The 23,371-nt window shown below is 56.0% G+C and carries 21 protein-coding genes and 1 other RNA gene; 7 read left to right on the top strand and 15 right to left on the bottom strand.

Features of this window, described 5'->3' with window-relative positions; translation table 11 throughout:
• Window positions 1-129 precede the first annotated feature (129 nt).
• Window positions 130-1,116 (top strand): tRNA-modifying protein YgfZ, encoded by a 987-nt coding sequence (gene ygfZ, locus NR195_RS10715; RefSeq protein WP_256844503.1) that lies wholly within the window; start codon window positions 130-132, stop codon window positions 1,114-1,116.
• 58 nt (window positions 1,117-1,174) lie between these two features.
• On the opposite strand, the gene NR195_RS10710 is transcribed toward ygfZ, so the two are convergent.
• Window positions 1,175-1,840, bottom strand: a complete 666-nt coding sequence (locus NR195_RS10710) for a hemolysin III family protein (protein ID WP_163850346.1) — start codon at window positions 1,838-1,840, stop codon at window positions 1,175-1,177.
• Window positions 1,841-2,009: 169 nt separating this feature from the next.
• On the opposite strand from NR195_RS10710, the gene NR195_RS10705 reads away from it, so the two are divergent.
• Together NR195_RS10705 and NR195_RS10700 are read left to right on the top strand one after the other, a co-directional pair.
• On the top strand, window positions 2,010-2,729 hold the full coding sequence (locus tag NR195_RS10705) for a MurR/RpiR family transcriptional regulator (protein WP_256844502.1): 720 nt from the start codon (window positions 2,010-2,012) through the stop codon (window positions 2,727-2,729).
• Window positions 2,730-2,844: 115 nt separating this feature from the next.
• The gene (locus NR195_RS10700) at window positions 2,845-4,284 is read left to right on the top strand and encodes a 6-phospho-beta-glucosidase (RefSeq protein ID WP_163657887.1); all 1,440 of its coding nucleotides are present in this window, start codon (window positions 2,845-2,847) and stop codon (window positions 4,282-4,284) included.
• A 30-nt stretch (window positions 4,285-4,314) separates the two neighbouring features.
• Here NR195_RS10700 and NR195_RS10695 read toward each other — a convergent pair whose 3' ends face one another.
• The 8 genes from NR195_RS10695 to NR195_RS10660 all read right to left on the bottom strand — a co-directional run bounded on the left by NR195_RS10695 (window position 4,315) and on the right by NR195_RS10660 (window position 14,357).
• The gene (locus tag NR195_RS10695) at window positions 4,315-5,058 is read right to left on the bottom strand and encodes an SDR family oxidoreductase (protein ID WP_256844501.1); all 744 of its coding nucleotides are present in this window, start codon (window positions 5,056-5,058) and stop codon (window positions 4,315-4,317) included.
• Between the two features lie 66 nt (window positions 5,059-5,124).
• Entirely contained in the window at window positions 5,125-7,998 is a 2,874-nt protein-coding gene (gene gcvP / locus NR195_RS10690; protein ID WP_050680494.1) for an aminomethyl-transferring glycine dehydrogenase, read from the bottom strand.
• A gap of 80 nt (window positions 7,999-8,078) precedes the next feature.
• The gene (gcvH, locus tag NR195_RS10685) at window positions 8,079-8,465 is read right to left on the bottom strand and encodes a glycine cleavage system protein GcvH (protein WP_010248802.1); all 387 of its coding nucleotides are present in this window, start codon (window positions 8,463-8,465) and stop codon (window positions 8,079-8,081) included.
• Between the two features lie 23 nt (window positions 8,466-8,488).
• On the bottom strand, window positions 8,489-9,586 hold the full coding sequence (gene gcvT, locus NR195_RS10680) for a glycine cleavage system aminomethyltransferase GcvT (protein ID WP_010671055.1): 1,098 nt from the start codon (window positions 9,584-9,586) through the stop codon (window positions 8,489-8,491).
• Window positions 9,587-10,018: 432 nt separating this feature from the next.
• Complete coding sequence (ubiI, locus tag NR195_RS10675) at window positions 10,019-11,221, bottom strand: FAD-dependent 2-octaprenylphenol hydroxylase (protein ID WP_010671056.1); 1,203 nt, start codon at window positions 11,219-11,221, stop codon at window positions 10,019-10,021.
• A 13-nt stretch (window positions 11,222-11,234) separates the two neighbouring features.
• Entirely contained in the window at window positions 11,235-12,413 is a 1,179-nt protein-coding gene (gene ubiH / locus NR195_RS10670; protein ID WP_060681016.1) for a 2-octaprenyl-6-methoxyphenyl hydroxylase, read from the bottom strand.
• Window positions 12,410-13,732, bottom strand: coding sequence for a Xaa-Pro aminopeptidase (gene pepP / locus NR195_RS10665; protein WP_080717682.1), 1,323 nt, complete (start codon window positions 13,730-13,732; stop codon window positions 12,410-12,412). Before pepP ends, ubiH begins: the two co-directional genes overlap by 4 nt.
• 46 nt (window positions 13,733-13,778) lie before the next feature.
• Window positions 13,779-14,357, bottom strand: coding sequence for a YecA family protein (locus tag NR195_RS10660; RefSeq protein WP_022623836.1), 579 nt, complete (start codon window positions 14,355-14,357; stop codon window positions 13,779-13,781).
• A gap of 170 nt (window positions 14,358-14,527) precedes the next feature.
• Between NR195_RS10660 and zapA the strand changes: the two genes are divergently transcribed.
• The 3 genes from zapA (at window position 14,528) to NR195_RS10645 (ending at window position 15,765) form a co-directional block, all read left to right on the top strand.
• A complete protein-coding gene (zapA, locus tag NR195_RS10655) occupies window positions 14,528-14,857 on the top strand; it encodes a cell division protein ZapA (protein ID WP_008925677.1) in 330 nt (109 codons plus the stop codon).
• A 39-nt stretch (window positions 14,858-14,896) separates the two neighbouring features.
• Window positions 14,897-15,079: non-coding RNA, 6S RNA (ssrS, locus tag NR195_RS10650), on the top strand.
• Between the two features lie 92 nt (window positions 15,080-15,171).
• On the top strand, window positions 15,172-15,765 hold the full coding sequence (locus NR195_RS10645; protein ID WP_010671060.1) for a 5-formyltetrahydrofolate cyclo-ligase: 594 nt from the start codon (window positions 15,172-15,174) through the stop codon (window positions 15,763-15,765).
• Window positions 15,766-16,109: 344 nt separating this feature from the next.
• On the opposite strand, the gene serA is transcribed toward NR195_RS10645, so the two are convergent.
• On the bottom strand, window positions 16,110-17,348 hold the full coding sequence (gene serA / locus NR195_RS10640; RefSeq protein ID WP_010248817.1) for a phosphoglycerate dehydrogenase: 1,239 nt from the start codon (window positions 17,346-17,348) through the stop codon (window positions 16,110-16,112).
• 279 nt (window positions 17,349-17,627) lie between these two features.
• Window positions 17,628-18,287 carry a ribose-5-phosphate isomerase RpiA gene (rpiA, locus tag NR195_RS10635; RefSeq protein ID WP_010248819.1) on the bottom strand — a complete coding sequence of 220 codons (660 nt, stop codon included), beginning with the start codon at window positions 18,285-18,287 and terminating at the stop codon, window positions 17,628-17,630.
• Window positions 18,288-18,469: 182 nt separating this feature from the next.
• Between rpiA and NR195_RS10630 the strand changes: the two genes are divergently transcribed.
• Window positions 18,470-19,375 (top strand): LysR family transcriptional regulator ArgP, encoded by a 906-nt coding sequence (locus tag NR195_RS10630; protein WP_010248822.1) that lies wholly within the window; start codon window positions 18,470-18,472, stop codon window positions 19,373-19,375.
• Window positions 19,376-19,516: 141 nt separating this feature from the next.
• On the opposite strand, the gene NR195_RS10625 is transcribed toward NR195_RS10630, so the two are convergent.
• The 4 genes from NR195_RS10625 to fbaA form a co-directional block, all read right to left on the bottom strand.
• Window positions 19,517-20,239 carry an oxidative stress defense protein gene (locus NR195_RS10625; RefSeq protein ID WP_010248826.1) on the bottom strand — a complete coding sequence of 241 codons (723 nt, stop codon included), beginning with the start codon at window positions 20,237-20,239 and terminating at the stop codon, window positions 19,517-19,519.
• A 143-nt stretch (window positions 20,240-20,382) separates the two neighbouring features.
• On the bottom strand, window positions 20,383-21,006 hold the full coding sequence (gene argO / locus NR195_RS10620) for an arginine exporter ArgO (protein ID WP_010671062.1): 624 nt from the start codon (window positions 21,004-21,006) through the stop codon (window positions 20,383-20,385).
• 124 nt (window positions 21,007-21,130) lie between these two features.
• Complete coding sequence (gene mscS, locus NR195_RS10615; protein ID WP_010248833.1) at window positions 21,131-22,012, bottom strand: small-conductance mechanosensitive channel MscS; 882 nt, start codon at window positions 22,010-22,012, stop codon at window positions 21,131-21,133.
• Between the two features lie 190 nt (window positions 22,013-22,202).
• Entirely contained in the window at window positions 22,203-23,282 is a 1,080-nt protein-coding gene (gene fbaA, locus NR195_RS10610; protein WP_010248835.1) for a class II fructose-bisphosphate aldolase, read from the bottom strand.
• Window positions 23,283-23,371 lie beyond the last annotated feature (89 nt).

Raw genomic sequence — 23,371 nt, 5'->3', positions numbered from 1 at the left:
CAGGCTGGATCTTTTCAGGGTTATCACGCCTTTTGTGCGCCGTTTTCCGTAAACAGGTTGCATTGCCAGTCGGCTCTTTTAACATTGAAGATATTATTCCGGATGAACCTTCTTATACAGGATATCTCCATGCCCACATTTACTTTACCGCCGCGCCAGCCTGCCGCGTCGTCTCGTCTGCCGTTAACCCTGATGTCACTGGATAGCTGGGCGCTGGTTTCTATTACCGGCGCCGACAGCACCTCTTACCTGCAGGGGCAGTTAACGCTGGATGTCGCCGCGCTGGATGCCGACCACCATTCGCTCGCCGCACACTGCGATGCTAAAGGCAAAATGTGGAGCAATATGCGCCTGTTCCATCGCGGTGAAGGCTATGCTTATCTGATCCGTCGTGAGCTGCGCGACACCCAGCTGCCCGAGTTAAAGAAATACGCCGTGTTTTCGAAAGTGTCGATGGTGGCTGATTATGAGTCAGTATTGCTGGGCGTGGCCGGTTTTCAGGCGCGCGCCGCGCTGGCAAATCTGTTTGATAGCCTGCCCGACAGCGAAAAACCGGTGGTGCAGCAGGGAGAAACCACGCTGCTGTGGTTTGCCCATCCGGCCGAACGTTTTCTGATTGTCACTTCGCTGGCCCAGGCAGAAGCGCTGAAGCAGAAGCTCAATGACGATGCACAGTTTAATGACAGTCAGCAGTGGCTGGCGCTGGAGATTGAAGCGGGCATTCCGGTGATTGATCCCGCCACCAGCGTGCAGTTTATTCCGCAGGCCACCAACCTGCAGGCGCTGGATGCTATCAGTTTTAAAAAAGGGTGTTATGCCGGTCAGGAGATGGTGGCACGGGCGAAATATCGCGGCGCCAATAAACGCGCGCTCTACTGGCTGGCGGGTCAGGCAAGTCATCTGCCCGAAGCCAATGCCCCGCTGGAGTTGCAGATGGGTGAACGCTGGCGTCGAACCGGCAGCGTGCTGGCTGCGGTGCAGTTAGATGACGGGATTAGCTGGATTCAGGTCGTGATGAATAACGATCTGGAGCCGGACAGCGTGCTGCGGGTGGAAGGCGATGAAGGCGGACATCTGACCATTCAGCCACTGCCCTACTCGCTGGATGAAAGCTGATTGAGCGTATGGCCCTTCCGCTAAGTGAAGGGCCAGTGCCACAATTCAGAGGCTCACTTCAGCGCACATAAAAGTAGATAGCGCAGAAGTGACAGAGACTGCCGCCCAGCACGAACAGATGCCAGATGGCGTGGTTAAACGGAATGCGGCGCGCCACATAGAAAATCACCCCCAGCGAATAGATAATCCCGCCTGCGGCAAGCAGCCAGATGCAGCCCGGCGGCAGGATCATCGCCAGCTGATAAACCACAATCAGCGACAGCCACCCCATACAGAGATAGGTCACCAGCGACAGCGCTTTAAAGCGATGCGCAATCGTGAGCTTGAACAGGATACCGGCCAGCGCCAGCCCCCAGATCACCGCCATTAATCCATACGCCAGCGGCGTCCTCAGCGCGACCAGCAGAAACGGCGTATAGGTGCCGGCAATCAGCAGATAGATGGCGCAATGATCGAACTTTTTCAGCCAGGGTCTGGCCGGGCCAGCCGGAATAGCGTGATAGAGCGTCGAGGCCAGAAACAGCAGGATCATGCTGCCACCATAGAGGCTGTAACTGATAAAAGTGAGGGTGTCGGCCTGCCTCTCCGTTGCCTGATTGAGCATCAGTATCAGTCCGACGATGCCGAACAGGCAGCCAAGACCGTGACTGATACTGTTGGCAATTTCCTCGACAAACGAATAGCCCGCAGCGTGTTGATGTTTGTGAGAGAGTGTGGGGGTCATAACAGATTCCTGATCAGCTCCATAGCAGTGATATCGTTATCCAGCGTAGCCAACAATTTTTTCAGTGTACACTTGTACGCTAAAATTATCCTGGTGAAATTCACTATCCCTTAAACCGGGTGATGAATCTGGTAAACTGGCCGCCAGTCAACTGTTCAATGAGTCATTCATGTTTTCGCATAGCGATCTCGCCCGCCTTAACGATCTGGAAATGCAGGTCTATCAGTTCATCATTAAGCACCGCGAAGGCGTCAGCTACATGACGATCCGCGAGCTGGCTGAGCAGGCTGGTGTCTCCACCACCACCGTGCTGCGTTTCTGTCGCAAGATGGGCTGTGAAGGCTGGTCGGAATTCCGCATCCGCCTGCGCTTAAACGAACAGCAGAGTGCGCCAATGCTCAACACGGCGGGCGTCAGTGAAATGCTGAGCTTTTTTAAGAGCATCAATAATCCTGAGTTTGAACAGCTCATCGCTGAGGCCGCGAAGAAGATTAATCAGGCTGAGCGGGTCTTCTTTATTGGCGTCGGCACCTCCGGCAGCCTGGCAAAATATGGCGCACGCTTTTTCTCTAACCTCGGTAAATTCAGCCACGCGATTGACGATCCCTATTATCCGGTCAGTCCCGATCTCTATGAAAACGCCATTGCCATTATTTTATCGGTCTCCGGCGAAACGGAAGAGATCCTGCGCATTGCCAGCCAGTTCAGCCTGAATAAGTGCAAAATCATTGCGATAACCAACACGGAAAGCTGCTCGCTGGCGAAGATCGGTGATTTCAACCTCTGCTACCATGTGCCCATCATCCGTATGGCGGACAATTCCGACATTACGACTCAGGTGCCAGTGACCTATATTATTGAAGCAATCGGCCGCCAGCTGGGGAAATAAAACAGCCTGTTTTTTGGATGTAACAAACGCAATTATTGCCGCGCTGTTATATCGTGACTTTCATTATTGCCTTGCTACACTCAGCTCAATTTCAATATCCGTAATGGGGTGAAGCATGAGTGCAGAATTGCAGTTACCAAAAGGCTTTCTTTGGGGCGGAGCGGTGGCAGCGCATCAGGTTGAAGGCGGCTGGGATCAGGGCGGCAAAGGCGTCAGCATTGCTGACGTGATGACCGGCGGTTCACATGGCGTTGACCGGGTGATCACCGACGGCGTGCAGCCGGGTCATTTCTACCCGAACCACAAGGGTGTGGAGTTTTACTCCCACTACAAACAGGATGTCGCGCTGTTTGCCGAGATGGGCTTCAAATGTTTCCGCACCTCCATTGCCTGGACCCGTATCTTCCCTAACGGTGACGAGCAACAGCCCAACGAAGCGGGCCTGCAATTCTATGACGACCTGTTTGATGAACTGCTGAAGTATGGCATTGAACCGGTCATCACCCTTTCGCACTTCGAAATGCCTTATCACCTGGTCAAAGAGTATGGCGGCTGGCACAACCGCAAAGTGGTCGACTTCTTTGTGCGCTTCAGCGAAGTGGTGCTGAACCGTTATAAAAGCAAAGTGAAGTACTGGATGACCTTCAATGAGATCAACAACCAGCGTAACTGGCAGTATCCGCTGTTTGGTTACTGCTGTTCAGGCGTGATCTTTACCGAACATGAGAAACCTGAACAGGCGATGTATCAGGTGATGCACCACCAGTTTGTTGCCAGTGCAAAAGTGGTGAAACTCGGCCACGACATCAATCCTGATTTTCAGATTGGCTGCATGATCGCCATGGTGCCGGTCTATCCCTTCTCCTGCCACCCGGACGATGTGGTGCTGGCGCAGGAATCGATGCATCAGCGCTATGTCTTCAGTGACGTGCAGATGCGCGGCTACTATCCGGCCTACACCCTGAAAGAGTGGGCGCGCAAGGGTTACGACATTCAGATGGAAGCGGATGATGCCGAGACGCTGCGCCAGGGCTGTGCAGACTATGTCGGTTTCAGCTACTACATGAGCAACGCAGTGAAGACCGATGCCAGCGGCGTTGACGATCCGATCACCGGCTTTGAAGGTGTGGTGAAAAACCCGCATGTGAAAGCATCCGACTGGGGCTGGCAGATCGATCCGGTTGGTCTGCGCTACGCCATGAACGAGCTGTATGAGCGTTACCAGAAGCCGCTGTTTATTGTTGAAAACGGCTTTGGTGCTATCGATAAGCCAAACGCCAGTGGCGTAATTGAAGATGATTACCGCATCGACTATCTGCGTGCGCATATCGAAGAGATGAAGAAAGCCGTGGCGTACGATGGTGTTGAATTAATGGGCTATACGCCGTGGGGCTGCCTCGATTGCGTCTCGTTTACCACCGGCCAGTACGACAAACGTTACGGTTTTATTCATGTGAATAAAAACGATGATGGCAGCGGCGATTTTTCTCGTGGGAAGAAAAAGAGTTTCAGCTGGTATCAGCAGGTTATCGCCAGTAACGGCGAAAACCTGTAAGTCATCACGCCGCATCAGCGGCGAAGTGAGTTAACGCCCACCGGCAGCGTCAATGATGCTGCCGGTGACGTAAGAGGCCGCGTCGCTGGCCAGCCAGACGATCGCTTCCGCCACCTCTTCTGCTTCACCGCCGCGTCCCATCGGGATCACGCTGGCAAGCCTGTCTACTCTGCCTGGCTCTCCGCCATCGGCATGCATCTCTGTATAGATAAATCCCGGACGTACGCCGTTGACCCGAATCCCCTGCTGCGCCACTTCCAGCGACAATCCTCTGGTCAGCGTGTCCATCGCCCCTTTTGAAGCGGCGTAATCGACATATTCGCCAGGCGCACCGGTACGCGACGCTGCTGATGAGACGTTGACGATGGAGCCGCCCTGGCCGCCGTGATGCGTGCCCATCCGCTTAACCGCCTCACGACAGCAGAGAAAAGACCCAATCACGTTGGTGGCAAAGACCTTGTGCAGGCGTGCCGCATCCAGCTGCTCGGTGCGACACTGCTGAAACAAAATCCCGGCGTTGTTCACCAGCAACGTCAGCGGTTCGGACTGCTGATCGAGCTGCGCAAACATCGCCATCACCTGGGCTTCATCACTGATATCCGCCTGAACAGCAAAGGCTTCACCGCCCTGCTGCCGGATCTGCGCCACCACCTGTTGAGCTTCCGCTTCGCGCTGACGGTAGTTCACCGCAACCCGATAACCCCGGGCGGCCAGTAACAGCGCTGTGGCCCGCCCGATACCGCGGCTGCCCCCCGTAACCAGTGCCAGTTTCATGCTGATTCTCCAGAACAAAGGGCCGACGAATCGGCCCTTTATGGTTGACGTTTGCCTGCGGGAAAATTACTGATAGTCGCTCATCGGCACGCAGGAGCAGAAGAGATTACGGTCGCCAAACACATCATCCAGACGTTTTACCGTCGGCCAGTATTTGTTGTGGCTGCCCGCCGGGAAGACTGCCAGTTCGCGGCTATAAGGATGTGACCACTCACTGACGATTTCCAGCTGAGTATGCGGCGCATTAACCAGTGGATTGTCATCCAGCGGCCATTCACCCGACGTCACCCGATCAATCTCCATGCGGATCGCCAGCATCGCGTCGATAAAGCGATCCAGTTCGATTTTGCTCTCCGATTCGGTCGGCTCCACCATCAGGGTGCCCGCCACCGGGAAGGACATCGTTGGTGCGTGGAATCCGTAATCGATCAGGCGCTTAGCAATATCCAGCTCACTGATGCCGGTCTGCTCTTTCAGCGGACGGATGTCGAGAATACATTCGTGCGCCACACGACCGTCACGGCCGGTGTAGAGCACCGGATAGGCAGACTGCAGCCGGCGGGCAATGTAGTTGGCATTCAGAATCGCGACCGAGCTGGCCTGTTTCAGCCCTTCCGCGCCCATCATGCGAATGTACATCCAGCTGATTGGCAGAATGGATGCACTGCCAAACGGCGCTGCGGATACGGCGCCCTGCTGCGTCAGCACACCGTCAATCTGCACCACGCTGTGTCCCGGCACAAACGGGGCCAGGTGCGCTTTGACGCCAATCGGTCCCATACCCGGACCGCCGCCGCCGTGCGGAATGCAGAAGGTTTTATGCAGATTCAGGTGCGAGACATCCGCGCCGATATAGCCAGGCGTGGTGATGCCGACCTGCGCATTCATGTTCGCGCCATCCAGATAGACCTGACCGCCATACTGATGCACGATCTGGCACACTTCGCGGATGGTCTCTTCATAAACGCCATGAGTTGACGGGTAAGTCACCATGATGCAGGAGAGCCTGTCGCCCGCCTGAGCCGCTTTCTCGCGCAGATCGCCAAGGTCGATGTTGCCCTGTTTATCGCAGGCCACTACTACCACGTCCATGCCCGCCATCTGGGCTGAGGCCGGGTTAGTACCGTGCGCCGAGCTCGGGATCAGGCAGAGATGACGATCGCCCTCGCCACGGCTTTCGTGATAGCGGCGGATCGCCAGCAGTCCGGCATATTCACCCTGCGCGCCGGAGTTTGGCTGCATACAGAGTGCATCATAGCCGGTGAGCTGCACCAGCCACTGTGAAAGCTGGCCGATCATCTGCAGATAGCCGGTAGCCTGTTCAGCCGGGCAGAATGGATGCAGCTCCGCAAATTCCGGCCAGGTGATCGGGATCATTTCTGCCGCGGCATTGAGCTTCATGGTGCAGGAGCCCAGCGGGATCATCGCCTGATTCAGCGCCAGATCCTTTTTCTCCAGGCTGTGCATGTAGCGCATCATCTCGGTTTCGCTGTGATGACGGTTGAACACCGGATGGGTCAGGATCTCACTGTGGCGTTGCAGGCCAGCAGGAATCGCGTGGCTTTCGCTGGCCACTTCGCTGTCGAGCTTTTCCAGGTCCTGACCGTGTTCATCACCCAGCAGAATGGCAAACAGCGCCAGAATATCTTCGCGGCAGGTGGTTTCATCCAGCGTGATACCCACGGCGTTATGGATGTCGCTACGCAGGTTAACGCCAAAGCTCAGGGCGCGGTTCAGCACAGCGGCTTTATCCGCCACCTCCACCGTCAGCGTATCGAACCAGTGCTGATGGCGCAGCTTCAGGCCGCCCTGTTGCAGCCCAGCCGCCAGAATGTTGGTGAAGCGATGAATGCGTGAGGCAATGCGTTTCAGGCCCGCCGGGCCGTGGAACACCGCATAGAGACCGGCGATGTTTGCCAGCAGCACCTGCGACGTACAGATGTTGGAGTTGGCCTTTTCACGGCGGATATGTTGTTCACGGGTCTGCATCGCCATACGCAGCGCCGTGTTGCCCGCTGCATCACGTGAAACACCAATAATACGGCCTGGCATAGAGCGTTTATGCTCGTCGCGGCTGGCGAAGAAGGCCGCGTGAGGGCCGCCGTAGCCCATTGGCACGCCGAAGCGCTGAGCTGAACCAAAGACAATGTCTGCACCCTGTTTGCCTGGCGCTTCCAGTAACACCAGCGACATAAAGTCCGCCGCCACGCTGACCACCACTTTGCGGGCTTTCAGTCCGGCAATCAGCGCGCTGTAATCGTGCGCTTCGCCGGTGGTGCCCACCTGTTGCAGCAGCACACCAAACAGGTCGTCATGATCGGGTGCTTTGTCCGCGCTATCAATAATCAGTTCGAAACCGAACGTCTCCGCACGGGTGCGGACCACATCCAGCGTCTGCGGATGGATATCATCGGCAATGAAGAATTTATTGGCATTTTTGAGCTTACTGACGCGTTTTGCCATCGCCATCGCTTCAGCGGCAGCGGTTGCTTCGTCCAGTAGTGAGGCGGACGCGATATCCATGCCGGTAAGATCCAGCGTCAGCTGCTGGAAGTTCAGCAGCGCTTCCAGACGGCCCTGAGAGACCTCAGGCTGATACGGGGTATAGGCGGTGTACCAGCCCGGATTCTCCAGCATATTACGCAGGATGACCGGCGGGGTGATCACCGCGCTGTATCCCATACCGATCCAGGATTTGTAACGCAGATTCTGGCTGGCAATCGCTTTCAGTTCGGCCAGAGCCTGCTGTTCAGTGGCGGCTTCGCCAACCGCTGGCGGGCCTGGCAGCTGAATGTCTGCCGGCACAATCGTGCTGATTAACGCTTCCAGCGAACGGGCACCAATAGCGTCAAGCATCTGCGCCTGCTGCTCAGGTGAAGGACCGATATGGCGCTCAATGAATGCACCGTTGTGTTCAAGCTGGCTGAGAGTCTGAGTCATTAGCAGTAAATCCTGAATCGGGCTGGGGGAACCGGAGAGCAAACATAAATCTGCGGCCTCTGTGTGAGGCCGCCTGACGACTACTCGTCGATGGAGGCTTTGTAAGCATCCGCATCCAGCAGCGTGTCGATTTCAGACGCGTCGCTGGCTTTGATTTTGAATAACCAGCCGCCTTCATAAGGCTCGCTGTTGACCTGCTCCGGTGAGTCAGTCAGTGCTTCGTTGACCGCCACAATCTCACCGCTGATCGGCGCATAGATATCTGAAGCCGCTTTAACGGATTCCGCGACCGCGCACTCTTCACCGGCGGCAAACGTCGCTCCCACTTCCGGCAGATCGACAAACACCATGTCGCCCAGTAGCTCCTGCGCGTGTTCAGTGATACCCACGGTGTAGCTGCCATCTTCTTCTTTGCGCACCCACTCGTGGCTGTCGCGGTACTTCAACGTATTCGGCACATTGCTCATTGGCCATTTCTCCTGAATAAAATTTACTGAGCGACCGGTTTACCGGCGCGGACAAAAACGGGACGGGTAACCTGGACCGGCATCTGGCGGTTACGGATCTCAACGATGGCGGTGCTGCCGACTGAGGCCGGTACGCGCGCCAGGGCGATGCTGCAACCCAGCGTCGGAGAGAAAGAGCCACTGGTGATGATCCCCTCCTGCGGCTGCCCCTGGTCATCGGTGAAACGCACCGGCAAGCCGTTACGCAGCACCCCTTTTTCTGTGAGGATCAGCCCCACCAGCTTTTCGGTACCGCGTTCACGCTGCAGTTCCAGCGCTTCCCGGCCGATGAAATCGCGGTCAGCAGGTTCCCAGCAGACCGTCCAGCCCATGTTGGCAGCCAGCGGTGAAACGCCTTCATCCATCTCCTGACCATACAGATTCATACCCGCTTCCAGACGCAGCGTGTCGCGTGCGCCCAGTCCGGCAGGTTTAACGCCAGCAGCCAGCAGACGCTGCCAGAAATCGGCCGCCTCCTCTGCAGGCATAGCAATCTCATATCCCGCTTCGCCGGTATAGCCGGTGGTGGCGATAAACAGATCGCCCGCCTGCACGCCGAAAAATGGCTTCATGCCGGCAACAGCCTGACGTTGCTCCTCGCTGAATAGCGTCTGTGCCTTCTGCTGCGCCTGCGGACCCTGCACGGCAATCAGCGCCAGGTCGTCGCGTTCCGTCAGCGTAATGCCATAGCCCTGCGCGTGTTGCGTGATCCAGGCAAGATCGTTTTCACGGGTGGCAGAGTTCACCACCAGGCGGAAGAACTCTTCGCTCATAAAGTAAACAATCAAATCGTCAATGACGCCACCCGAGGCATTCAGCATCCCGGTGTAGAGCGCTTTGCCTGGCTGGGTCAGTTTTGCCACATCATTTGCCAGCAGGTAGCGCAGGAATTCACGGGTACGCGGGCCTGTCAGGTCGACGATGGTCATGTGAGAGACATCAAACATACCGGCGTCGGTGCGCACCACATGATGTTCATCCATCTGGGAGCCATAGTGCAGCGGCATCATCCAGCCATGAAAATCCACCATGCGGGCACCGCAGGCCTGATGCTGTTCAAACAGAGGTGTTTGCTGAGTCATAACCATCCTGTGCAGAAGCGAGTAAGTGCAAAAGTGCGCCGGAATTCAGTGCCGACGCAAACGTTCTCTTAGGGCTGACGTTACCACCGAATCTGACGATTAACCATAAGCAAACCGGGGTCGAAAGCAGAGGCACAGCCTAACCAGGAACGGCTGCCAACAGGATATAAAACTGCAATTTTGTGATTAATCGCGCAATAAATGCAGGGAATTTAAATATACGCAGCAAATTTATGCGGGATGGCATTCAGGATGTTAAAAAAATCCCGCGCCCAGCGGACAGAAGAATGAGAAAAAGTAATGCGAATTCGCCCGCAAAATTAGAATAAATCAAACGAAGACCTGTGCTGGTGCAGCGTTGCCTTTTTGTGGTGCAGAGCGGTGTCAGGCGTAAAAAAAGCCAGCAGAAGCTGGCTTATCAGAAGGGCTAATTTAGCGTAGCCAGGCGGGCAGATCATTCAGCCCCATCGCCTGCTTCAGCATCATGGGTTTAACACCCGGCAGGCGGTCAGCCAGTTTCAGACCCACGTCGCGCAGCAATTTTTTCGCCGGATTATTGCCTGCGAACATTTCACGGAAGCCCTGCATTCCCGCCAGCATCATTGCGGCGCTGTGCTTACGGCTGCGCTCATAGCGACGCAGATAGAGGTGCTGACCAATATCTTTGCCCTGCTGATGCAGACGGCGAATCTCACCGATCAGCTCGGCGGCATCCATAAACCCAAGGTTAACGCCCTGACCCGCCAGCGGATGAATGGTGTGAGCCGCATCGCCCACCAGCGCCAGACGGTGTGCCGCGAAGTTGCGGGCATAGCGCGCCACCAGCGGAAACGATTTGCGCTCGCTTTCCAGCTGGCACAGGCCGAGCCGCATATCAAACGCCACCGAGAGCTGCTGATTGAACAGCGCTTCCGGCATGGTTTCCAGACGGCTCGCTTCCTGCGGCGAGAGCGACCAGACGATGGAACTGAGATGCGGATCCTGCATCGGCAGGAAAGCCAGAATGCCGTCGCCGTGGAACACCTGGCGCGCTACTGCGTCGTGCGGCTTCTCAGTGCGGACGTTTGCCACTAACGCATGGTGATCGTAATCCCAGAAGGTCAGCGGAATATCGGCTTTGTTGCGTAGCCAGGAGTTAGCGCCGTCAGCGGCAATCATTAATCGCGCACTTAACATGCTGCCATCCTGCAGGGTAACAAAGGCTTCGTTGTCACCAAACGCGACCTGCTGTAACTGCGAGGGTGCCATAATCGTCACGTCGCTGCAGGCGCTGGCACGTTGCCAGAGCGCATTGTGGATCACCGGGTTTTCGATGATATGTCCCAGATGCGACAGGCCCTGCTGCTCATCATCAAAGGCGATGGAGCCGAAACTGTCCTTATCCCACACTTCCATCCCGTGATAAGCGCTGGCGCGCAGCGAGAGAATGGTCGACCAGACATCCAGCTTCTGCAGCAGCCGTTCGCTGGCGGCATTGATTGCCGACACGCGAACTGACGGTGACGCACTCAGCGCCAGCGGTGGCTCGGGTGATTTTTCCAGAACGGCGATGCGCAGTCCGCTGCCCTGCAAGCCGCAGGCCACCGCCAGTCCCACCATACCGCCACCGGCAATCACCACATCAAAAGTTTGCATCTGAGCCTCTTTATTAACGCTTAACCCAGCCAAGCGTGCGCTCAGCCAGTTGATTTCTTAACCACGGCAGATGATCCATCGCCAGCAGGCCCAGGTTCCGTCCTGCCACCAGCGGGCCATAGTGATTCGCAAAGATGCGAACCAGTCCGTCGGTGATACCGATGGTGGCGGCGCGGTCGGGCTGACGACGCTGCTGATAATGATGCAGCACCGCATAGCTGCCGGGGTCCTGCTGCTGCCGATGGGCGGCTGCCAGCGTTTCAGCCAGCGACATCACATCGCGCAGGCCCAGGTTGAAGCCCTGCCCGGCAATCGGATGTAGCGTCTGCGCCGCATTGCCCACCACCGCCACGCGATGCGTCACTGGCGACATCGCCCGGTGCAGCGCCAGCGGGTAATACTCACGCTGGCCGGTGTGGGTAAATTTACCCAGCCGCCAGCCAAAGGCACGCTGCAGCTGGCTGAGGAATTCGGCCTCGCTCCACTGCTCAATGCGTTCACGCTGCGAAACCGGATGACACCAGACCAGCGACAGGCGATTGCCGGACATCGGCAACAGCGCCAGCGGGCCATGTTCGGTAAAACGTTCAAATGCCCGGCCCTGATGAGGCAGCGCGGTGGAGACATTGGCAATCACGGCAAGCTGTTGATAGTCGTCTCTTTGCCACTGAATGCCGCACGAAGCCGCCAGCGCAGAGCGCGTGCCATCCGCCGCCACCAGCAGTTTGCCGCTGAGTTGTTCGCCACTGTCCAGCGTCACCTCAACCTGCTGCTCATGGCGGTTAGCCTGGATGACACGAGCCGGACAGCGCAGCGTTACGCCGGGTGCTTTTTTCAGTTCCGCAAACAGACGCTGACCGACGTCAAACAGCTCGACAACCTGTCCCAGCGCCGGAATAGCGTAGTCAGACGCCGCCAGCGACACAAAACCGGCGTGACCGCGATCGGAGACATGGATGTCGGTAATCGGCGTGGCACAACGGGCGATGTGCTGCCACAGATTGATGTCCGCAAGCTGCTGGCAGGTACCGGCAGAGAGCGCAATAGCGCGGCCATCGAAACCGGGATGCGCCCGACTGCCAGGCTCGCTGCTCTCTATCAGCGTTACCGGCAGTGTGCCCTGGGTCAGATGGGAGATCGCCATCGCCAGCGTCGCCCCGGTCATGCCGCCACCGGCAATCAGAATCGTCATGCCTGTTTTGCCGCCGCCATCAGTGCTTCAATCTCATCCGCCTCTTTCACGACGCTGTCGGTGAGATTTTCAATGCCATCTTCAGTGATCACAATGTCATCTTCGATTCGGATACCAATGCCGCGATACTGCGCGGGCACGTCGGCATCCGGTGCGATATAAAGACCCGGCTCGACGGTTAACACCATGCCGGGCTCCAGTACGCGGTCGCGGCTCGGGGTGCCGTAGTGGCCGACATCATGCACATCCAGTCCCAGCCAGTGGCCCAGGCCATGCATATAGAACTGACGATGGACTTCCTCGGCGATCAATGTATCGACGTCGCCCTCCAGGATGCCCAGCTCCACCAGCCCGGTGACCATGATACGCACCACTTCATCATTCACTTCACGAATGCTGATGCCCGGCCGGAACAGTTCAAGCGAGCGGTTGAGGCAAGCCAGCACGATGTCATAAATCGCGCGCTGCGCCGGGCTGAATTTGCCGTTAACCGGGAAGGTGCGGGTGATATCGCCTGCATAGCCGTGGAACTCACAGCCTGCATCGATCAGCACCAGATCGCCGTCGCGCATTTCGCTTTCGTTTTCGGTGTAGTGCAGAATGCAGCCGTTAACTCCGGCACCCACAATGGTGTTATAGGAGGGAAAACGCGCGCCGTGACGGTTAAATTCGTGCTGAATTTCCCCTTCGAGCTGATACTCGAACAGGCCTGGCCGGCAGGTTTGCATGGCGCGGGTATGCGCCAGTGCACTGATTTTCCCGGCGCGACGTAACAGTTCAATCTCATCCGCATCTTTAAACAGGCGCATCTCATGCACCCAGGGACGCCAGTCAGTGAGGGTATCGGGCGCACTGAGATGCTGGCGGAAGCCGCGACGCAGCTTATCCAGCGCGCTGAACACCAGTGTGTCCGCGTGGGCATATTCGCCCTGCGCATGGTAAACCACATCCAGGCCATTCAGCAGCAGGTGCAGCTGGTCACCAATATCATTCCAGGGTAAAGCGCGATCGACGCCCAGTTTGTCGGGTGCGGCCTCCTGACCCAGGCGACGGCCAGACCAGGTTTCCGCCGCAGGATCGCGCACGCGATTAAACAACACGCTGTGGTTATGATTCTCATCGCTTTTGATCAGCACCAGCAACGCCTGCGGCTCGTTAAAACCGGTGAAATACCAGAAGTCGCTGCTCTGGCGGAACGGATATTCGGTGTCATTACTGCGCATCACTTCTGGCGCAGCAAAGATTAACGCTGCGCTGCCAGGCACCATCTTCGCCAGCAGCGCCTGACGACGCTGCAGGAATCGTTCCAGTGAAATCATCTCTGCACTCCCTGTAAACTGACCGGTTAAACTCGTTGACCTGAAATTAGTGTAGCGTCGGTTTTTGCACTTCTGGCGCGGTTGGCTGCGGGCGGGTGAACGTATCGTGGCACAGCAGCGCGGCGACACGTACATACTCAATCACCTCCTCCAGCGACTGCTCCAGCTCCTCCTGGTCTTCATCTTCTTCGTAACCGAGCTGTGCGATGGTGCGCAGATCATCGATTGCTTCGCCGGTTTCGCCGGTGACTTTATCCAGTTTAGGCTGTGTTACGCCCAGGCCGAGCAGAAAATGGTTAACCCAGCCCGCCAGCGCATCGGCACGGTCAAATACAGTGATGTCGTCGTCAGCAGGCAGCAGCAGCTGAAACAGGAAGCCTTCATCTTCCAGCGTAGTCGCCGTATGCTCGTGTAGTTCCGCCAGCGGCACGGCAAGAGTGTGTGAAAACGCCATGCCTTCGTTAGCCAGATCGTGTACCAGCGTCTTCCAGCTGGTGTCCTGGTTCCCACCGCAGAGGATGCCGCTCAGCAGGCCATGCATTTCCGCAGGCGTCATTCCAACACCCTGCTGTGAGAGCACCGCCGCGAGCGCGTTGTAATCGGGAGTTGCGTTCTGTAAGGACATAAGTTTTCATCGTCGTTGGCAGAATAAGTTCGTGTTATGCTACCACTAGCTGCCTCAAGGTTTCCAGAAAAGGGGTTGTATCTTATTTCGTGGGTCTATATAGTTGCCCGCCTCCCAAGCCATTGACTGCTAAGGGAGTTGCGAGCGAAGTAATCAGTCAGGAAGGTGGCATGTCTGCACAACCGGTAGATTTACAAATTTTTGGTCGTTCGTTGAGAGTAAATTGTCCGCCAGAGCAGCAAGATGCGCTCAATAGCGCGGCTGAAGATCTCAATCAACGGTTGCAAGATCTAAAAGTTCGCACTAGAGTCACCAATACAGAACAACTGGTGTTCATCGCCGCGTTAAACGTCTGCCACGAGCTGGCGCAAGAGAAAGTGAAAACGCGCGATTATGCTGCTAATATGGAACAGCGTATCCGTATGTTGCAGCAGACGATTGAACAGGCATTAGTTGAGCAAGGTCGCATCTCTGAGCGTGAGGGTGCGAAGTTCGAATAAAACTTCATGGTTGCTATACTTAAGTAACGGTGAGGTAAATTTTCTCTGAGATGTTTGCATGTGGGCCAGTCCCCTGAGCCGATATTTCGAAAAAACAGAATGTGACGCTCGTAACCTGTGTGCATGCTCGGTTCGTCCGAGAAGCCTGATGGTTATGACGGCATGTTCACCTTGAACCAAGGGTTCAAGGGTTACAGCCTACGGCGGCATCTCGGAGATCTCTCTTCCTGTAGTCCTGCTTTTTTCCCCTGACTGACATGTTATAGTCGCTCAACAGCGACTTATCCGGCGGGGAAATCATGTCTGAACCTTCCATGTCTGAACCTTCAATGACCCAACGTCAGGCGATTCGCCAGCATGTGCGACATCTGCGACGGGCACTTACCGATGAGCAGCAAACGCAGGCCGCTGAGCAGCTCGCCGAACACGCGCTCAACTACGCCCCGGTGACTGAAGCGCGCAATATCGCCCTGTTTCTGTCGGTAGATGGCGAACTCAATACCCGTCCGCTGATTGCCCGCCTCTGGCATCTGAAGAAGACGGTCTGTCTGCCGGTTTTACACCCCTTCTCCCCCGGTAATTTGTTGTTTCTGCGCTACTCGCCCGATACCCCATTGCTCAAAAATAAGCTGCGCATTCCTGAACCGCCGCTGGATATCCGGCAGGTGATCACCCTTGATCAACTGGATCTGATGATGGTGCCGCTGGTGGCGTTTGATCAGCATGGACAGCGTCTGGGGATGGGCGGCGGCTTCTACGATCGCACCCTGCAGAACTGGCGGCAGCACGGTTTTTTGCCGGTGGGCCTGGCACACGATTGTCAGCAGGTCGATAGCCTGCCGGTGGCAGAATGGGATGTGCCTTTGCCGGCGGTAATGACGCCATCAAAACTCTGGCAGTGGGAGTAGAAGAGTCGCTTTTGCAGACAAGTGAAAACCCATACCTGGGCGCATCTGGCAGCAATGAAATAGCTTAACGCGCAGGAAACATGGTCAGAAGAGGAAAGCGTCCCGCCGCCCGGATAAAAACGCCGGGAGCGTTTTTAAACAACGCCACGCGTTGGCCCGGTTACGGGCGCACCTCAGGGATGAGGTGCGTAATCGCGCGGGCCGGGCATGCCATGGATGGCGGCTTTTGCATCTTTCCGATCTGACCGTGTTCCCTTCGCAGTCTCGGTCTTACAGCAAATCGGGACAGCCTGTATTAACTACCTGAAGAGACGCGACTAAGCGCCTGTTCAGGTTGGTAGCGCTTAGTAAAGCAGACGGGCGCGGATGGTACCCGGAATCGCCTTCATCAGTTGCAGCGCGTTCTCGGCCACTTCCGGCTCTGCATCAATGTCGATCACCACATAGCCCATAAACGGCGAGGTTTGCAGATACTGGGCGGCGATGTTGATGCCCTGCTCGGCAAAAATCTGGTTGATGGCCGTCAGCACGCCAGGGCGGTTCTCATGGATATGCAGCAGACGACTGGCGCTGATACCGTGAATCGGCAGTGACACTTCGGGGAAGTTAACAGCCGAAAGAGTCGAGCCGTTATCGGAGTATTTCGCCAGCTTGCCCGCCACTTCAATGCCGATGTTCTCCTGCGCTTCTTCCGTCGAGCCGCCAATGTGCGGCGTCAGGATCACGTTGTCGAACTCACTCAGTGGAGAGATAAACGGCTCGCTGTTGGTAGCTGGCTCGCTCGGGAAGACGTCGATGGCTGCGCCACCCACATGCTTGCTGGCCAGCGCATCGCACAGCGCCGGGATATCCACCACCGTGCCGCGTGAGGCGTTAATCAGCAGCGCGCCAGGCTTCATCTGCGCCAGCTGCTCTGCACCAATCATATCCTGTGTAGAGACGGTTTCCGGCACGTGCAGGCTGACAACGTCGCTCATGTTGAGGAGATCGGCCAGATGGCGTACCTGCGTGGCATTACCCAGCGGCAGCTTGTTTTCAATGTCGTAGAAGAAAACATGCATACCCAGGCTTTCTGCCAGCACGCCCAGCTGCATTCCGATATGGCCGTAACCGATAATACCCAGTTTTTTGCCACGCGCTTCAAATGAGCCTTTGGCAATCTTATTCCAGATGCCACGGTGTGCTTTCGCATTTGCTTCCGGAATGCCACGCAGCATCAGCAGCATCTCACCAATCACCAGCTCCGCAACCGAGCGGGTATTTGAGAACGGCGCATTGAACACGGGAATACCCCGGCTGGCAGCCGCCTGCAGATCAACCTGGTTGGTACCGATACAGAAACAGCCAACGGCGACCAGCTTTTCAGCCGCCGCAAAAATCTCTTCAGTGAGCTGGGAGCGGGAACGGATACCAATAAAGTGTGCATCACGGATCGATGCTTTTAACGCGTCGGAATCCAGTGCGCCCTTATGGAATTCGATGTTGGTATAGCCTGCAGCCCGCAGGTTCTCCAGCGCGCTCTGATGGACACCTTCCACCAGCAGGAACTTAATCTTATCTTTTTCCAGTGATACCTTTGCCATTTCCCGATCCTATTCAGCATTCAATGAGGACTACCATAAGCCAGCCTTCTGTCAAAATATCAAAAAAATCGCGTCGGGCAATACAAACGATTGCCCGGCCGCCAGCACGGCAGCGGCTGACGGCAGCACATTGCCGGACAAAATAAGGAGGTCGGACTGGAAGAGAGAACGAACCCGCTGCCGATGACGGTTATGTGACATAAGTCACCAAATTTCACCGCAGCGAGAAAAGATGATTTGCAGGCAGAAATAACCGACGCCGCATCGACGCCGGACAGATCATTTTTTGATGGTTTTCACGCCATCAGGCCCGCCAATCAGTGCAATATCGGCACCACGCGCGGCAAAAAGGCCCACGGTCACGACGCCAGGCAAGGCGTTGATGGTTTTTTCCAGCTCAATGGGATCGAGAATGCGCAGATTATGCACATCGAGAATAATGTTGCCGTTATCGGTGACCACGTTCTGACGATACTCAGGCAAGCCGCCCATTTTCACCAGCTGACGCGCCACATAACTGCGCGCCATCGGGATCACCTCGACCGGCAGCGGGAAACGGCCCAGCACATCGACCTCTTTTGAAGCGTCAGCGATACAGATAAAGGTTTCAGCCACGGCGGCCACGATCTTTTCGCGCGTCAGCGCTGCGCCGCCGCCTTTGATCATCTGCATCTGTGGGTTGATCTCATCCGCGCCATCTACATACACCGACAGCAGGTCAATCTCGTTCAGGTCGAACACCTGAATACCCAGGCTCTTCAGCTTCTGGGTTGAGGCATCCGAGCTGGAGACGGCACCTTCAATCTGATGCCTGACCGTGGCAAGCGCATCGATAAAGTGGGCAGCGGTGGATCCGGTGCCCACACCAACAACGGTGCCCGGCTGCACGTACTCAAGTGCAGCCCAGCCAACGGCTTTTTTCAGTTCATCCTGGGTCATGGTATGTTTAAAACCTGTGCGACAACGAAGTGCGCGTAGTATAAAACAAGGCTTGCTGAAAATGCTCGGCTGACCGACGCGGATTTATCGCTTTGGAAGCCAGCCCACAAAAAACAAGAGAGCCATCACAGGTGACACTTTTGTGGCATAGTGACATCCATCCTGAAGGAGAGAGAAGAATAATGAAACGCCCGGATTATCGAACGCTTCAGGCGCTGGATTCAGTGATCCGCGAACGCGGATTTGAGCGTGCCGCTCAAAAATTATGTATCACCCAGTCAGCGGTTTCACAGCGTATCAAGCAGCTGGAGAATCTGTTTGGTCAGCCGCTGCTGGTGCGCACGGTGCCACCACGTCCGACCGAACAGGGTCAGAAACTGCTGGCGTTGCTGCACCAGGTGGAACTGCTTGAAGAGGAGTGGCTGGGCGATGAGAACAGTGGCACCACGCCACTGCTGCTTTCGCTGGCGGTCAATGCCGACAGTCTGGCGACCTGGCTGCTGCCTGCGCTGAAGGATGTGCTGGCAGATTCACCCGTACGCCTGAATCTGCAGGTCGAAGATGAAACCCGCACCCAGGAGCGTCTGCGTCGTGGTGAAGTGGTGGGTGCGGTGAGTATTCAGCCGCAGCCGCTGCCCAGTTGCCTGGTGGATCAGCTCGGTGCGCTCGACTACCTGTTTGTGGCATCGCGCGACTTTGCCGATCGCTTCTTTCCCAACGGCGTCACCCGCTCTGCCCTGCTGAAAGCGCCTGCGGTGGCGTTTGACCATCTTGATGATATGCATCAGGCCTTCCTGCAACAGAACTTTGATCTTTCACCTGGCAGTGTGCCCTGCCACATCGTGAACTCCTCTGAAGCCTTTGTGCAGATGGCGCGACAGGGTTCGACCTGCTGTATGATCCCGCATCTGCAGATTGAGCGTGAGCTGGCGAGCGGTGAGTTAATAGATCTGACGCCAGGCTTGTGTCAGCGCCGGATGCTCTACTGGCATCGTTTTGCGCCGGAAAGCAGGTTAATGCGTCGGGTGACCGATGCGCTGATTGCGCATGGACATCGGGTACTGCGTCAGGATGACGTCGCAGCCTGAAAACAAAAACGGGGCGAAAGCCCCGTTTTTACTGCTGACAAATTATGCCCCGAACGGCTGTAAGGATGGATTGGCTCAGGGAACAAGGTCAGATCCTGAGATTCATCGGCAGTCTTAACGGGGCATCAGCCCCGTTTTGCACTATGGCGTATTGGGCTTGATCTCAAACACCACATCAACCTGATCGTCAAAGTTGATGCTCTGCTGATCGTAGGTCTCCTGCGCCGAGGTATCTGCCGCTGCAGCCGCTTTATACATACGGTTCATCGGCATCGGCTGATAGTTAGCGACCTGATAACGAATGCTGTAGATCGATCCCAGCTTCGCGTTAAAGCCTTCAGCCAGCTGTGATGCCTGCTGAGTCGCATTTTTAATCGCTGCTTTACGCGCCTGCTCTTTGTAACTCTCCGGATTTGCCACGCCTAACTCGACGCTACGCACCTCATTCAGACCGGACTTCAGCGCCCCGTCCAGCAGATCATTCAGCTTGTCCAGCTGACGCAGGGTTACCTGCACCTGACGCACCGCACGGTAGCCTTTCAGGACGGATTTACCCTCTTTGGTGTAATCGTACTCAGGCTGGGTGCTCAGGTTTGCCGCATCAATATCTTTCTTCTCAATGCCGTTTTTCTGCAGAAAATCGAAATATTGTGCAACCCGGCTATCCGCCTGCTTTTTCGCATCTGCGGCATCTTTTGACGACACGTTCACCACGATAGAGAGCGTGGCGATATCGGGACGGGCATCGACCGTTGCCTTGCCTGAGGTCACCACGTGTGGCCCGTTCGGTAACTCATCAGCGTGTACGCCAGGCAATGCCCCGGCGCTCATGATTGCGGCCAGAGCCAATGCTTTCAGTTTCATGAAAGTCCTCCTTGAAAAGGTACTATGACGGCTTCCAACCGGCGAAGCCCAACAGCGCATCGGTATGCGCCATGCTTTGAGTGGTCATTATGGCAAAAGTTCGGCCTCCGCGCGGCAATAACCGCACCGGATCGACGTTGGGATCAAAATCCGGCAATGCCCTGGCGCGCCAGTTGCAGGGCAATAAACCACATCACCGCGCCTACCAGCAGGTTAATGATGCGCTGGGCTTTGGCGGTGCGCAGGCGTGGTGACAGCCAGGCGGCCAGCAGCGCCAGACCAAAGAACCACAGGATCGACGCACTGATGGTGCCCAGCGCAAACCACTGACGCGCGGTGGTGGTCGGCAACTGACCGCCAAGACTGCCCAGCACCACAAAGGTATCGAGATAGACGTGCGGATTGAGCCAGGTCACTGCCAGCAGCGTCGCGATAATGCGTCCCCTGCTCTGCTTTAATGGCTCACCGTCCGCCAGATCGGCGTCGCCGCGAAAAGCGCTACGCAGTGCGCCCCAGCCATACCACAACAGAAAGGCTACGCCCGCCCAGGTGATCACCATCAGCAGCAGTGGAGACTGGCTCAGCAAGGCACTGCCGCCAAAGATCCCACCGCAAATCAGCAGAATATCACTCAGCGAGCAGAGGGCCGCCGTCATCAGATGATACTGACGCTTCACGCCCTGATTCATCACAAAAGCGTTCTGCGGTCCTAGCGGCAGAATCAGCGCGGCGCCCAGGGCAAGCCCCTGAAAATAGAGAGATAACACAGGATTATTTCCTCACATCGTTAGAGGAGGAGAAGTATAAAGAGAGAGGATGATTAGCGGAAATTGAAAGAATTAATCTGCGATTAGCAAAATGAATGGGCGACAGACGCCGCCCACTTAAAGATTACTGTGGCTGAACCTGGGTTGCTTCTGCTTCAGGCGCCGGCTTCTGATGCAGATGCACATCCATCTGCGGATAAGGAATACCAATCCCTTTTCCATCCAGCGCACGCTTAAAGTTCTTCAGCAGATCCCAGTAAACGTCCTGCAGGTCGCCGCTGTTGCTCCAGCAACGCACCACAAAGTTCATAGAGGAGGCTGCCAGTTCGTTAAGACCGATCTGGATACCTTTATCTTTCAGCACGCGGCTATCCGCTTCTACGACCTGTTGCAGTAAGGCGATCACTTCATCCACATCCGCCTCGTAAGCCACGCCAATGATAAATTCATTACGGCGAACCGGTTCACGCGAGAAGTTGACGATGTTCCCGCTGATGATCTTGCCGTTTGGCACCACCACGATTTTGCCGTCTGCCGTTCTCAGCGTGGTGGAGAAAATCTGCACATGCAGCACGGTTCCCATAACGCCGCCCAGATCGACGAACTCGCCGGTGCGAAACGGACGGAAGGTGACCAGCAGAACGCCTGCAGCAAGGTTAGAGAGTGACCCCTGCAGCGCCAGACCCACGGCCAGACCCGCAGCACCCAGCACGGCAATCACCGAGGCGGTCTGCACACCGATGCGTCCCAGCGCTGCGATAACGGTGAAGGCGATGACCCCATAGCGCACCAATGCGGAGAGGAAGTCCGCCACGGTAGCGTCTATGTGACGGGCGCGCAGCAGGCGATTTACGGCATTAGAAATGATACGGGCGATAATCATCCCGATAATAATGATGGCAATAGCTGCAACGATATTTACGGCATAGCTGATGATCAGCGCCTGATTGCGAACCAGCCAGTTACCTGCGTTGTTTAAGCCGTCGACGACGTGTAACTCTTCCATTAATAAGCCCTGTTGTTAGATTCCCACCGGGAATGAAAAAACTGCCAGATGACATCCGACACCCTGCCATCAAGGGTAATCAATTATCTCCTTAAGCGCCAAACCGACCGGCGTTTAACCCTGTTTTTCCAGAAATTGTGCATAAAAAAAGGCCCTTTCGGGCCTTTTTTGTACGGTAACGACTCGTCAGTTACAGCACGTCGACAGCGTTAAGCTCTTTGAAAGCCTGCTCCAGACGCACTACCATAGAGGCCTGGGCTGAACGCAGCCAGACGCGTGGGTCGTAGTATTTTTTGTTTGGCTTGTCAGCGCCTTCCGGGTTACCCAGCTGCGACTGCAGATAGCCTTCGTTCTTTTTGTAGTACTGCAGGATGCCGTCCCAGGTTGCCCATTGGGTATCGGTATCGATGTTCATCTTGATCACGCCGTAGCTGATAGACTCTTCGATTTCTGCAGCAGAAGAACCTGAACCGCCGTGGAAAACGAAGTCCAGCGCGTTGTGCGGCAGGCCATGTTTTTCACACACATATTTCTGCGAATCGCGCAGAATGGTTGGGGTCAGTTTCACGTTACCTGGCTTGTAAACGCCGTGTACGTTACCGAATGATGCCGCAATGGTGAAGCGCGGGCTGATAGCATTCAGTTTTTCGTACGCGTAGTTCACATCTTCTGGCTGGGTGTACAGTGCAGATGCGTCCATGTGGCTGTTATCAACGCCATCTTCTTCACCACCGGTGCAGCCCAGTTCGATTTCCAGCGTCATGTCGAGTTTCGCCATGCGCGCCAGATATTTGCTGCTGATCTCGATGTTCTCTTCCAGTGACTCTTCTGACAGGTCGATCATGTGAGAAGAGAAGAGTGGCTTACCGTTTTTCTGGAAGTACTCTTCACCTGCGTCCAGCAGACCGTCGATCCATGGCAGCAGTTTCTTGGCACAGTGGTCAGTGTGCAGGATAACCGGCACGCCATACTGCTCAGCCATCAGGTGAACATGGTGCGCACCCGCGATAGCGCCGAAAATTGCCGCGCCCTGTGGTTTGTCAGTTTTGAAGCCTTTACCCGCGATAAATGCAGCACCGCCGTTAGAGAACTGGATGATGATTGGCGCTTTAACTTTCGCCGCTGCTTCCAGTGCCGCATTGATGGAGTCAGTGCCGACGCAGTTTACGGCTGGCAGTGCGAATTTGTTCTCTTTCGCAACTTTGAAGATCTTCTGTACGTCATCACCAGTGACAACGCCGGGTTTTACGAAATCAAAAATTTTAGACATGATTGTGTCCTGTTTCGTGACCGTTGTTCCCCTTGAGGAACGTCGATTTAAACGCCCAGACGGGCAAGACTTCAGGCGATGCCGCCAGG

It is taken from the genome of Pantoea sp. Ft-CA_14 (assembly GCF_024520875.1).
Taxonomy (GTDB): Bacteria; Pseudomonadota; Gammaproteobacteria; order Enterobacterales; family Enterobacteriaceae; genus Pantoea; species Pantoea agglomerans.
This window is presented reverse-complemented; position numbering and strand designations above follow the sequence as displayed.